This is a genomic window from Streptomyces sp. NPDC086554 (assembly GCF_040686095.1).
Lineage (GTDB): Bacteria > Actinomycetota > Actinomycetes > Streptomycetales > Streptomycetaceae > Streptomyces.
In genome coordinates, this window is record NZ_JBFBJK010000048.1 from 26704 (window position 1) to 39051 (window position 12348).

Annotated in this window: 12 protein-coding genes and 1 pseudogene; 7 read left to right on the plus strand and 6 right to left on the minus strand. The window is 70.1% G+C overall.

Translation table 11 applies throughout. The annotated features are described in order from the left end of the window. Positions 1-15 precede the first annotated feature (15 nt). The 4 genes from AB0O76_RS42675 to AB0O76_RS42690 all read right to left on the minus strand — a co-directional run bounded on the left by AB0O76_RS42675 (position 16) and on the right by AB0O76_RS42690 (position 5215). Entirely contained in the window at positions 16-2175 is a 2160-nt protein-coding gene (locus tag AB0O76_RS42675; RefSeq protein WP_365502963.1) for a SpoIIE family protein phosphatase, read from the minus strand. Between the two features lie 54 nt (positions 2176-2229). Continuing rightward, positions 2230-2919 carry a methyltransferase domain-containing protein gene (locus AB0O76_RS42680; protein ID WP_365502994.1) on the minus strand — a complete coding sequence of 230 codons (690 nt, stop codon included), beginning with the start codon at positions 2917-2919 and terminating at the stop codon, positions 2230-2232. Positions 2920-3059: 140 nt separating this feature from the next. Beyond that, on the minus strand, positions 3060-3746 hold the full coding sequence (locus AB0O76_RS42685; RefSeq protein ID WP_365502966.1) for a DUF402 domain-containing protein: 687 nt from the start codon (positions 3744-3746) through the stop codon (positions 3060-3062). A 68-nt stretch (positions 3747-3814) separates the two neighbouring features. Beyond that, positions 3815-5215 (minus strand): class II fumarate hydratase, encoded by a 1401-nt coding sequence (locus tag AB0O76_RS42690; RefSeq protein ID WP_365502969.1) that lies wholly within the window; start codon positions 5213-5215, stop codon positions 3815-3817. A gap of 122 nt (positions 5216-5337) precedes the next feature. Here AB0O76_RS42690 and AB0O76_RS42695 point away from each other — a divergent pair. The 4 genes and pseudogenes from AB0O76_RS42695 to AB0O76_RS42710 form a co-directional block, all read left to right on the plus strand. Then, positions 5338-5985, plus strand: a pseudogene (locus AB0O76_RS42695) (hypothetical protein); the annotation flags it as partial. Between the two features lie 95 nt (positions 5986-6080). Beyond that, complete coding sequence (locus tag AB0O76_RS42700) at positions 6081-6359, plus strand: hypothetical protein (protein ID WP_365502972.1); 279 nt, start codon at positions 6081-6083, stop codon at positions 6357-6359. Between the two features lie 47 nt (positions 6360-6406). Continuing rightward, entirely contained in the window at positions 6407-6742 is a 336-nt protein-coding gene (locus AB0O76_RS42705) for a ricin-type beta-trefoil lectin domain protein (RefSeq protein WP_365502975.1), read from the plus strand. 117 nt (positions 6743-6859) lie between these two features. Beyond that, positions 6860-7351, plus strand: a complete 492-nt coding sequence (locus AB0O76_RS42710; RefSeq protein ID WP_365502978.1) for a dirigent protein — start codon at positions 6860-6862, stop codon at positions 7349-7351. Between the two features lie 28 nt (positions 7352-7379). Here the strand turns inward: AB0O76_RS42710 and AB0O76_RS42715 are convergent, their stop codons facing one another. Further along, positions 7380-9047, minus strand: coding sequence for a fumarate hydratase (locus tag AB0O76_RS42715; protein WP_365502981.1), 1668 nt, complete (start codon positions 9045-9047; stop codon positions 7380-7382). A 158-nt stretch (positions 9048-9205) separates the two neighbouring features. Here AB0O76_RS42715 and AB0O76_RS42720 point away from each other — a divergent pair, with 158 nt between their 5' ends. After that, positions 9206-9886 carry a DUF1707 domain-containing protein gene (locus AB0O76_RS42720; RefSeq protein ID WP_365502984.1) on the plus strand — a complete coding sequence of 227 codons (681 nt, stop codon included), beginning with the start codon at positions 9206-9208 and terminating at the stop codon, positions 9884-9886. Between the two features lie 116 nt (positions 9887-10002). Then, positions 10003-10380, plus strand: coding sequence for a WhiB family transcriptional regulator (locus AB0O76_RS42725; RefSeq protein ID WP_266870433.1), 378 nt, complete (start codon positions 10003-10005; stop codon positions 10378-10380). Positions 10381-10479: 99 nt separating this feature from the next. Here AB0O76_RS42725 and glpX read toward each other — a convergent pair whose 3' ends face one another. After that, positions 10480-11511, minus strand: coding sequence for a class II fructose-bisphosphatase (glpX, locus tag AB0O76_RS42730; RefSeq protein WP_365502988.1), 1032 nt, complete (start codon positions 11509-11511; stop codon positions 10480-10482). A 216-nt stretch (positions 11512-11727) separates the two neighbouring features. Here glpX and AB0O76_RS42735 point away from each other — a divergent pair, with 216 nt between their 5' ends. Next, positions 11728-12246 carry a DUF4245 domain-containing protein gene (locus AB0O76_RS42735; RefSeq protein WP_365502991.1) on the plus strand — a complete coding sequence of 173 codons (519 nt, stop codon included), beginning with the start codon at positions 11728-11730 and terminating at the stop codon, positions 12244-12246. Positions 12247-12348: the final 102 nt, after the last annotated feature.

A 12348-nucleotide genomic window follows, 5' to 3' on the forward strand; every position in this document is an offset into this window, starting at 1 on the left:
CAAAAGAACTACCGCTTAGTTTCTGCTCGATTCCGGGTTCGAGCCATGATTCAGCTCGAACCAGACCACCTTGCCGGTGCTGAGCCGGGTCGCCCCCCACCGCCGGGCGAGCCGGTTGACCAGATAGAGCCCGCGGCCCCCCTCGTCGGTGGCGCGGGCCTGGCGGAGCCGGGGCAACTGCGGCACGTCGTCGCCGACCTCGCAGCGCAGTACGTCGGTGCGCAGAAGCCGCAGGGTCACCGGGCGCGACGCGTACCGCACGGCGTTGGTCACGACCTCGCTGACGAGCAGCTCCACGGAGTCGGTCAGCTCCTCGAGGCCCCAGCGCTCCAGGGCGCTGCGGGCGAGCCGCCGGGCGCGCGAGGGCGTCGCGTCCTCGGGCTCAAGGAACCAGTACGCGACGTCGCTCGGCGCGATCCCGTCGAAGCGGGCGGCGAGCAGCGCGATGTCGTCGTCCCGGTCGCCGGGGCCGAGCATGTCGAGCACCTCGTCGCAGAGCGCCTCCAGGGGCGGCGGGTGGTCGGGACCCGTCAACTGGGCGGTGGCGGCGAGCCGTTCGCGCAGTTGCTCTATGCCGGTCCACACGTCGCGCAGGCGTGACTCGACGAGCCCGTCGGTGTAGAGGAGGAGCGTGGCGCCCGCGGGGGCGTCCAGCTCCACCGCCTCGAAGTCCACACCGCCTACGCCGATGGGCGCACCCGGCGGGACCCGCAGGACCTCGGCACGGCCGCCCAGATGCAGCAGGACGGGCGGCGGATGGCCGGCGTTGGCGATGGTGATGCGGTGCGCGACCGGGTCGTAGACCGCGTACAGACAGGTCGCCATGCGGTCCGAGCCGAGGCGCTGGGCCTGCTCGTCCAGATGGTGCAGGACCTCCTGGGGCGGCAGGTCGAGCCCGGCCAGGGTCTGCGCGGTCGTCCGCAGCTGGCCCATGATCGCCGCCGATGTCATGGAGTGGCCCATGACGTCGCCCACGACAAGGGCGACGCGGCTGCCGGGCAGCGGGATCGCGTCGTACCAGTCGCCGCCGACCCGCGCCGTCTCGGCGGCCGGGAGATAGCGGGAGGCCAGGCGGACGCCGGTCGGGCGCGGCAGCGTCTCCGGCAGCATGGTGCGCTGCAACTCGTCGGCGATGTACGCCTCGCGGCCGTAGAGCACGGCCTTGTCGATGCCGAGCGCGCTGTGCGTGGCGAGTTGGGCGGCGACAAGGAGGTCGTCCGCCTCGAAGGGGTGGCGGTCGGGGCGGCGCAGGAACACCGCCGCGCCGATCACCCGGCGCCTGCCGCGCAGCGGGGCCAGGATCGTGCGCTGCCCCGTCGGCACGGTCCGGCCGTCGCCGAGCAGCTCGGGCAGCGCGGCGCGGGCTCCGGGGGAGTCGGCGAACACCGGGCGTACGCCGCGCAGAACCTCGGCGAGGGCGCCGCCGGGGCGCACCTCGCACAGCTCGGCGGTCGTCACCAGGTCGGGCTGCGCCTGGAGGGCGGGCATGGTGCCGCCGTCGGTGTCGGGCTCCTCCGGGATCCGGTCGGTGCGGCGCAGGCGCAGCATCAGCGCACCGGTCGGCCGCTCCTCGCCGACCGGCAGCGGGTCGCGCAGATAGACCAGTATCGCGTCGGAGAACGTCGGCACCGTGGCCCGGCACAGGCCCATCACGATCTCGTCCAGATCGATGCCGCGGGCGATGCGCCGGGTGGCCGCGCCCACGAAACGCAGCCGGTCGCCGTCGCGGCGCATCGCGGCGGGGCCCGATCCTGGCGGCCGGGGCTGCCCCGTGCGCCGCTCTTCGCCACCGGGGCCACCGGGGCTGCCAGGACTGCCGGGACCGCCCGGACCGACCGCCGGCCTGGGCTGCTCGGGACCCGGCTGGGACGGCACGCCCTCGGGCACGGGGCGCGGGCGGTGCGGGTCGGGCTGCGATGCAGGGGCCCCCGACGACTGGGCGTGCTCGTCGCTGGGGCTCGCCGCGGGGTCGCCGGTGCGGGCCTGGGCGGCTGCCGCGTCGCCGGTCCGTGCCTGTGCCGCGTCGCCGGTCCGTGCCTGTGAGGATAAAGCGGGCGCGCCCGTGCCGCCTGGTGCCTCCGGGGCACGCACCAGCGCCCCGCGCGGGTCCGCGGGGGCGGTCGGCCGGGCAGCTCGGGACTGTCGGCCTTCGTCGGGGGTGGGGTGCTCCGTCACGCGTTTCGATCCGTCCGTCCGGGGCTGCGCCGTGGTCTCCGGGGGCTAGGTGGGTCAGCCGCGTCGGCAGTGCAGGAAGAGCTGGTGCTCGGGTGGTACGTCAGTACTGGCGGGGGCGTAGGAGTACGTGTCCTCATCGATGATGTCGAAGCCCGCGTCACGCACGACCTGCCGCAGTTCGTCCCGCAGGTAACCGGATACCCGGATTGTGTGCCCCAGGAACGGAATTGTCGCGTCATCCAGATCGGCCTCGACCATGGACAGCGTGAGCAGGCCACCGGGGCGCAGCAGTCCGTGCAGCAGCCGCAGCGCGTGCGGGATCTCCTCGCGCGGCAGCATCAGCAGCGCGAAGAACGCCACGATCCCGTCGAACTGCCCCACGCCGTCCGGCCCTTCGGCCCGCAGTTCCGCCACGTCGAGCTGCCGGAACTCGGCGCCCGCCGCAGGCACGTTCTTCCTGGCCAGGTCGAGCATGCCGGACGACAGGTCGACGCCGAGGACGGTGTGCCCGGCGTCGGTGAGCTGACGTGCGGTCGGCAGGCCGGTCCCGCAGCCCACGTCGAGCACCCTCGACCCGGTCGGCAGCGCTTCGGCGATCCTGCGCCCGGCGGCCAGCTGGCCCTCCTTGTGCGGGAAGGCGTCGTCGTAGTGCTGCCCGATGGCGTCGAACGCTTCGGCCTGGCCCGTGCGGTCGGGCAGGCCGGATGGCCCGCCGTACCTGTCGAACTCGCTCGCCTCGCTCACGTTCTGCCGCCCCTCGATGACAACCAGCGATGACAACCAGTCAGGCAACGCGCAAGCTCAGGGATTTGATGCTGAGTTGCTGCTGTGCGCCCTTGCGGAGGACGATCCTACGTTTGAACCATGGGGGCGCATCAAGGGTCTCATGACGTCACATGCGCGGGCGTGCGGTCCCAGTCATCCGGAAGGGGCGGAATGCCCCAGTCCGGATCGGGCCGCCACTGCTGCCAGTTGTCCGAAAACGGTGCGCCCCACGCCTGAATCACCTCGACCGCGGCGAGCCCCGCGGCCCGTACTTCCTGCGCTTTTGCCTCCCCCATCAGACCGGCACGCTGAGCCTGTGCGAACTCATCCTCGTCGTGCCAGCGCCAACTGCGGTCCGGTCGCACAGAGATGTCCAGAAAGTGATCCTCGGAATCGATCCCTCCGGCCCAACGTGCGCGCGGCTCTTCGAGGTTCACGTACCAGTTCTTGAACTGCCAGCCCGGATCCCAGAACAGCCACACCGACCACGGATCGGCCGGCCGCGCCAGCTTCAGCACGCCGGTGCCGAACCAGCGGTCCCTGCACAGGGCGCGGGGCTTGGTGTACCGGGTGGCGAGGGGCTCGTGATGGACGGGCGTCCCGTCGGCAAGCACCGGCTTCACACACTCCGTCCCCGGCGCCATCCACACGGCGAGCAGCTCGTCCGTGTCCTGTACGACGGTGACGGGCCGACAGATGTGAACCTGCTCCCCGGCGTTCTCCTTGTACCGCCACAACACGTGGGAGCCGGGTGCCCAGCGTGCGTCGTCGCTGCTCGTCGTTGGCGGCGTCATGTGCGCTGTCATGCAGAGATGTTAGTAGCCCCTGCGGTGCGTGATGTCAGTAGCCCGTCCGACCGCCCCGGCGACCGCTCCTAGGGCCGGGTCATCCGCAGCACGTCCAAGGCCTCGTCGAGCTGCTCCAGCGTGAGATCTCCCTGCTCGACGTACCCGGAGGCCAGCACGACCTCCCGGATCGTCCTCCGCTCGGCCAGTGCCTTCTTCGCCACCTTCGCCGCCTCCTCGTACCCGATGTACTTGTTCAGCGGAGTGACGACAGAGGGCGAGGACTCGGCGTACTCGAGCGCCCGCTCACGGTTCGCCGTGACCCCGTCCACCGTCCGGTCGGCGAGCAGCCGCGACGCGTTGGCGAGCAGCCGCACGGACTCCAGCACGTTCTTGGCGATGACCGGAAGCATCACGTTCAGCTCGAAGTTGCCCGCGGCCCCCGCCGCGGCGACCGTCGCGTCATTCCCGGTGACCTGCGCGGCGACCATGAGGACCGCCTCCGGAATCACCGGATTCACCTTGCCCGGCATGATCGACGAACCGGGCTGCAGATCGGGCAGGTTGATCTCCGCGAGCCCCGTCCGGGGCCCGGAAGCCATCCACCGCAGGTCGTTGGAGATCTTCGTCAGGCCGACGGCCACCACCCGCAGCTGCCCGCTCACCTCGACGACGGAGTCCCGCGCCCCCTGCGCCTCGAAGTGGTCCCGCGCCTCGGTCAGCGGAAGACCCGTGGCCCGCGCCACCTCCGCGATCACGGCCGCCGAGAACCCGGGCGGCGTGTTGATCCCGGTGCCCACCGCCGTGCCGCCCAGCGGCAGTTCGGCCAGGCGCGGCAGCGACGAACGCAGCCGCTCGACGCCGTACCGCACCTGTGCCGCGTACCCGCCGAACTCCTGCCCGAGGGTCACCGGCGTCGCGTCCATGAGATGCGTACGCCCGGACTTCACGACGTCCGCGAACTCTTCGGCCTTGCGCTCCAGGGAGGCGGCGAGGTGCTCCAGGGCGGGGATCAGATCGCCCGTCACGGCGCCCGTCGCCGCGATGTGGATGGAGGACGGGAAGACGTCGTTCGAGGACTGCGAGGCGTTCACGTGGTCGTTGGGATGTACGTCGCGGCCGAGCCGCTCCGTGGCGAGCGTGGCGAGCACCTCGTTGGTGTTCATGTTCGACGACGTGCCGGACCCCGTCTGGAAGACGTCCACCGGGAAGTGCTCGTCCCAGCGGCCTTCGGCGACCTCGCCCGCCGCGTCCGCGACGGCTTCGGCGATGTCCTTGTCGAGCACGCCGAGCTCCGCGTTGACCTTCGCCGCGGCCGCCTTGATCTGCGCGAGAGCGGCGATGTGGGCGCGTTCGATGCGCTGCCCGGAGATGGGGAAGTTCTCCACCGCCCGCTGTGTCTGGGCCCGCCACTTGGCGTGCGCGGGGACCCGCACCTCGCCCATGGAGTCGTGTTCGATCCGGTACTCACCACTGGCGTCGCTGGTCATGCCTCGAACCTACCTCTCCGTCAGAACCCGCTGAAAAGTTGAGCACTTGTCTTGTTCCAGGTATTCCCAAGCGCCCTACTGGCCAGTAAAAACCGTGGGTAACACCAAACCGGGGAGGCGCGATGAAGCGCACCAGACGCAGCCGCCAGGGCAGGCTGAGATGTACGTTCGCGGCGGCCGTCGCGATGGCGGCGGTGCTCGGCACGGCCGCGATGCCCGCCCAGGCGGCGGACGGCGGGAACGGCGGCGGCAACGGCGCGATGGCGGCGCCCGCGTCGACTCCGCTGCCGCCCGAACTCGAGAAGATCCGGGCGGACGAGGCGACCAGGCTCTACGGCGACCCGGCCGAGCGCCCGCTCGCCGACCGCAAGACCGGACTGATCTCGCTCGGCGACAGCGAGATCTCCGGAGAGGGTGTCGGGACGTACGAACCCGGCACCGACGGCCCCGACAACTGGTGCCACCGCTCCCCGGACGCCGCGATCCACCGCACCGGCATCCCTGCCGACGTGACGTACAACGTCGCCTGCTCGGGAGCCAGTACCGTCAACATCAGGATCGGCGGCCAGAAGCAGTACGCCGACGAGCTGGTGCAGAGCGACAACCTCGCCATCAAGGCCCGCAACACCAAGATCAAGTCGATCCTGCTCGTCATCGGGGCCAACGACGACCTCGAGTTCTCCCCGGTGATGACGGACTGCGTGACGCGCTTCCTGCTCAGCCGGGGCACCTGCGCGGGCAAGTGCGCGCCGGGCCGGCAGGCGCGGGTACCCCTCAGGGGCGGACAGGGCTGACCTGCGGGCGTTGGAGAAGCGCCCGCAGGCGGGCAGAATTGGGAGCCTCGACGCAAGACCCGGAGGCCCTAGTGACCCGCGCCGCGTTCAACGTGATCTTCTCCGAGCAGGCGGCGCGCATTCGCGACAGGCTCCCGGAGGATCGCCGGCAGCTCCTCGCGCGGGGGACCGCCGCGCTTGCGCAGGACCCGAGGACCAAGGTGTCATCGCCCATCTCGGGGGACGAGAACACCAGGTCCATCGCCCTCACGCACTCGCTGGCTCTGGAGTACGTGATCAGTGATGGCCTGCTGATCGTCCTGGTGGTGCACGTCATCGACACCTCGCAGGTGCTGTTCGACGAAGCCTGACCCTGCTGGAGATCGGCTCTGCAACTCGGGCTGGAACGAGGCCAGTTGTGCCGACCCGGCGAGCACGGGCAGCCCCAAGCTGTACCCGGGCGGTTGGGACGACGACCGGCAACCGCAATCAGACCTGGTGGTACGACGCCGGGCAGCGGTCACCGCACACCGGTCTGACGCAGGACCGCTGTGTCGACGTACCCGGAACGGCGAAGGAAGGCACCGCCGTCACGCTGTGGAACTGCCACGGCGGCGCCAACCAGAAGTTCGTACGCGAGTCGGGGACCCTGCGCCCCGCGTCGGACACCGGGCTCTGCCTGGGGCTTGCATCCCCGAAGGAGCCGCTGAAGCTCCAGAAGTGCAACGGGTCGGCGAACCAGAAGTTCGCGTAGGCCCCGTCGCCCCGGGTCTCCTCCGCCACCGCTTCCAGGAGGCAGACCCGGGGCGAACGTCGGAGAATGAGGAAGGGAGAAGAGGGGGGAGGTCCACCACCCCACAGGAGGCGGCACATGCTTCCCCACCTCAGGACCCTCGGCGCGCTCGGCGTCTGCCTGGCCGCGTCCGTCGCCCTCACCGCCTCGTCCCCCGCGTTCGCCGCGCCCGCCCAGGACGACGAGAAGTTCACGCTTTACGCGAAGGAGATCGCGAGCGAGGACGACGAGGGCGAGAGCGAGCAGCAGGCACCCGAAGTCGGGGACAGCTTCGCCTTCGCCGACGACCTGTATGACAGCAAAGGCGGTGGCAAGGTCGGCAGGGACGGCGTGACGTGCACCGTGGTGCGCGCCGCCGGCCCCGCCGACCTGCTGTGCGTGGGCACCTTCGTGCTCTCGGGCGGCCACATCGCCGGTCAGGCCATAACGCCGCTCGGCGAGTCGGAGGAACTGCCCACGTTCGACATCGCGATCACCGGCGGAACTGGCGACTACGAAGAGGCACGCGGCTACATCCACGCCACCGATGACGGGGACTACGAGAAGCTGGAGTTCCACGTCAGAAACTGAACGGCCCTGACGGGGTGCTGCCGCCGAGTCAGCTCAGGCCCGGGCCCCGCACCGGGATGCTGGTGAACGTCGGCGCCGGGGCCGGGTCCTGGAAGAAGTCGTTGCCCTTGTCGTCGACCACGATGAAGGCGGGGAAGTCCTCGACCTCGATCTTCCAGACCGCCTCCATGCCGAGCTCCTCGTACTCGACGACCTCGACCTTCTTGATGCAGTCCTGGGCGAGGCGCGCGGCGGGGCCGCCGATCGAGCCCAGGTAGAAGCCGCCGTGCGCGTCACAGGCGTCGGTGACCTGCTGGGAGCGGTTGCCCTTGGCGAGCATCACCTTGGAGCCGCCCGCCGCCTGGAACTGCTCTACGTAGGAGTCCATCCGGCCGGCCGTGGTCGGGCCGAAGGAGCCGGACGCGTAACCCTCGGGGGTCTTTGCGGGACCGGCGTAGTACACCGGGTGGTCCTTCAAGTACTGCGGCATCTCCTCGCCCGCGTCGAGCCGCTCCTTGATCTTGGCGTGCGCGATGTCGCGGGCCACGACCAGCGGGCCGGTGAGGGAGAGCCGGGTCTTGACCGGGTGCTTGGTGAGCTCGGCGAGGATGTCGTCCATGGGCTGGTTCAGGTCGATCTTCACGACGTCGGAGGCCTCGTCGAGATGCTCGTCCGTCGTCTCCGGCAGGAACCGCGCCGGGTCCGTCTCCAGCTGCTCCAGGAAGACGCCATCGGCGGTGATCTTCGCGGTGGCCTGGCGGTCGGCCGAGCAGGAGACGGCGATCGCGACGGGCAGCGAGGCACCGTGGCGCGGCAGGCGCACCACGCGCACGTCGTGGCAGAAGTACTTGCCGCCGAACTGCGCGCCGATGCCGATCTTCTGCGTCAGCTCGAAGACCTTCTCCTCGAGCTCCTTGTCCCGGAAGCCGTGCCCGGTCGGCGAGCCCTCGGCGGGCAGCTCGTCCAGGTAGTGCGCGGAGGCGTACTTCGCGGTCTTCAGGGCGAATTCGGCGCTGGTGCCGCCGACGACGATCGCCAGGTGGTACGGCGGGCAGGCCGCCGTGCCGAGCGAACGGATCTTCTCCTCCAGGAACTTCATCATGGAGGCCTCGTTCAGGACGGCCTTCGTCTCCTGGTACAGGAACGACTTGTTGGCCGAGCCGCCGCCCTTGGCCATGAAGAGGAACTTGTAGGCGCCGCCGTCGGTCGCGTACAGCTCGATCTGCGCCGGGAGGTTGGACCCGGTGTTCTTCTCTTCCCACATGTTCAGCGGGGCCATCTGTGAGTAGCGCAGATTGAGCTTCGTGTACGCGTCGTAGATGCCCTTGGAGAGCGCCTTCTCGTCCTCACCTTCGGTGAGGACGTTCTGGCCGCGTTTACCCATGACGATCGCCGTGCCGGTGTCCTGGCACATGGGGAGGACGCCGGCCGCCGCGATGTTCGCGTTCTTCAGCAGGTCGAGCGCCACGAACTTGTCGTTCGACGACGCCTCGGGGTCGTCGACGATGCGCCGCAGCTGCGCCAGGTGCGCGGGCCGCAGATAGTGCTGGATGTCGTGGATCGCCTCGGCGGCGAGCTTGCGCAGTGCCTCCGGATCGACCTTGAGGAACGTCCGCCCGTCGGCCTCGAAGGTGGCGACACCCTCGGAGGTCACCAGCCGGTACGGGGTGGTGTCCTCTCCCAGCGGGAGCAGATCGGAGTACTCAAACTCTGGCATTACGGCCATTCCTCACTCGGCAGACAGCAGCGCGGCCTCCGTTGGCGACGCGCCAACCAGCGTAGAACGCCACAGGACGGCCGAGTCTGTGAGGTAAGGCTCAGTAGCACGGGTCGAGGGGTAGTCGCGATCTATCGCGTTTGGGTACGCTGGCTGGTGTGGACCTAGAGAAGCGCCCTCAGCAGCCCTCACCGGAACCGCGGCCCGCAGCCCTGCGCGCCTCCGACGCGGACCGGGACCGCACGGCGGACATCCTCCGCGAAGCCCTGGCCGAGGGCCGGCTGACGGCTGAGGAGCACGGCGAGCGGATCGACGGCGTCTATCGCGCGAAGACCGTGGCGGAGCTGGAGCCGCTGGTCAGCGACCTGCCCGCGGCCGGCGGTGCGGCGTACGCGACGGCGGCCCCCGAGCCCGCCCCCTCCCGCCCCTCGGACGGCGTGGTGCCCCCGGTGGCCGACGAGAACCTGGTGGCGGTCTTCAGCAGCTCGGTGCGCAAGGGCCGCTGGCGGGTCGGCCGCCGCACCCATGCGTACGCGATCTTCGGCAGCGTCGTGATCGACCTCAGCGAGGCGATCTTCGAGCAGCAGCAGGTCGTCATCAAGGCGGTCTCCGTCTTCGGCAGCGTCGACATCCGCGTCCCGGAGAACATCTCGCTGCGGGGCAGCGGCACGGGCGTGCTCGGCAGCTTCGAGGTGGAGACCCTCGACGCGGCCGAGCGCGACGCCCCGGTCGTTTTCGTCGACGGCTTCGCGGTCCTCGGCAGCATCGAGGCGCGGCCCAAGCGCGGCAAGCTGGTGCGCGATCTGCACAAGCAGCTGCGCAAGCACCTGGGTCACTGACGGCCCCGAGGGGCGGCGGCGGGCGTTCATCGGAACTCAGTGCATAGGCGCATGCACAGCGGGTAGAGCTTGCTGCATCGTCTCTCGCTCGCGAAGCCGTCGTCAGGAGTAGACCCGTGCTGCAACCGTCGCATCAGTCCCTGCAGGTCGCCGCCGTTCCCGGCCAGCGGGTGCCAGTGCGCGATCGGAATCAGGACTCCCCATGGCACACCGAAGCGGTGTGCAGGCGAGACGAGGCGGGGCTGTTCTTCGCCCCGTCCAAGGAACCGACCGCCTCCCGCCTCTCCCGCGAGGAAGCCGCCAAGCGCGTCTGCGGCGGCTGTCCCGTGATGGTCGAGTGCCGGGAACACGCCCTGCTCCAGCCCGAGCCGTACGGCGTGTGGGGCGGCCTCACGGCCGCCGAGCGCCGCGTGGTGCTCGCCCGGCGCCGCAGGCGCGACCTGGAGCTCAAGAAGGCGGCACACACCGCAGGCCCCATCGCCGCCGCCGGATAACAGTCGGTACGCCGAAGGGGGCGTCCCCCGCACGGGGCGCCCCCTTCGACGTACGCAACTGGCGCTTCGCAGCGCCTACTTGCTGCTTGCTACTTCTTGCTACTTCGCGCGGTCGAAGTCGATGGCGCTGTACGCGCGCAGCTTCGAGAGCCGGTGGTCGGAGTCGATCTTGCGGATCGTGCCCGACTTGGAGCGCATGACCAGCGACGAGGTCGACGCGGTCTCCGCGGCGTAGCGCACGCCCTGGAGCAGCTCGCCGTCGGTGATGCCCGTCGCGACGAAGAAGACGTTGTCCCCGCGGACCAGGTCGGTCGTGGAGAGCGTGCGGTCCAGGTCGTGGCCCGCGTCGATCGCGCGCTGCCGCTCCGCGTCGTCCTTCGGCCACAGCTTGCCCTGGATCACACCGCCGAGGCACTTGATCGCGCAGGCCGAGATGATGCCTTCCGGGGTGCCGCCGATGCCCATGAGCATGTCGACGCCGGTGCCTTCGCGCACGGCCATGATCGAACCGGCGACGTCGCCGTCCGAGATGAACTTGATGCGCGCGCCGGTCTCGCGGATCTCCCTGACGATGCCCTCGTGGCGGGGGCGGTCGAGGATCATGACCGTGACGTCCTCGGGCGAACGGCCCTTGGCCTTGGCGACGCGGCGGATGTTGACGGACGCCGGGGCGTTGATGTCGACGTAGTCGGCGGCCTCCGGACCCGTGACCAGCTTGTCCATGTAGAAGACCGCGGACGGGTCGAACATGGCGCCGCGGTCGGCGGCGGCGAGCACGGCGATGGCGTTCGGCATGCCCTTCGCGCACAGGGTCGTGCCGTCGATCGGGTCGACGGCGATGTCGACCTCGGCGCCGGTGCTGTCACCGATGCGCTCTCCGTTGAAGAGCATCGGGGCCTCGTCCTTCTCGCCCTCACCGATGACGACGACGCCGTTCATCGAGACGGTGGAGACGAGGGTCCGCATGGCCCTGACGGCGGCACCGTCGGCGCCGATCTTGTCGCCGCGGCCGACCCAGCGGCCCGCGGCCATGGCGGCGGCCTCGGTGACCCGGACGAGTTCCAGGGCGAGGTTGCGGTCGGGGGCCTCGGGAGAGACTTCGAGCTCGGAAGGGAGATGATGCTCGGTCATCGGAGAGCACCTTTCTGCTGATACAAAAAAGTGGCGCGCCCGTAGGGCGTCCTTGGAAGGGCGGTGGTGGGAGACGGGAGGGCGGCCGGATGAGGGTTTGGGTTGACTCTATCCGTAGGCCGACAAAATGAGCAGAGGGCCCCACGCATGAGCGGACCGGGCGCCGGTGCGCAGGGCGGGCGCAAGGGGTCCGCGGGGACCTGCGACGATGGGCACGTGGCTGGAAGACAAGGCAAGCAGACCGTGCGGAACATGCTGTGGTCGATGGTGGTGATCTGCCTCGTCGCGGGCGTCATCTACATCTTCATCCCGCACGACGAGTCCAAGACCCCCGTCAAGCGCGTGGACTACCGCGTCGAGCTGCTGACCGCCCGCAGGGCCGCGGCGTATCCGGTGGCCGCGCCCGAGGGTCTGGCCAAGGCGTGGAAGCCGACGTCGGTCCGTTTCGACGGCGCCAAGCACGACGGCTGGCACCTGGGCTTCCTGGACCCGGACGGCGAGTACGTCGCGGTCAAGCAGTCCACGGGCAAGCCGTCCGAGTTCATCGACGAGGCCACGCAGCGCGCGGTGAGGACGAAGACCACCGAGGAGATCGGCGGCCGGACCTGGCAGCGCTACGAGGGCAAGACGTACGACGCCCTGGTGAGCGAGGACAAGGGCGCGACGACGGTGGTCGCGGGCACGGCGTCGTTCGGCCGGCTGACGGAGATGGTGCAGGCGCTGAAGACGTCCTGAGGGGCGCATTGATGGCGTCCTGGGCTCTGTCAACCTCGGTTCGTTCGTTCATGAGGGCGACCCGGACTTCGACGGACTGACTGAAGCACACCGTCTAGCGAC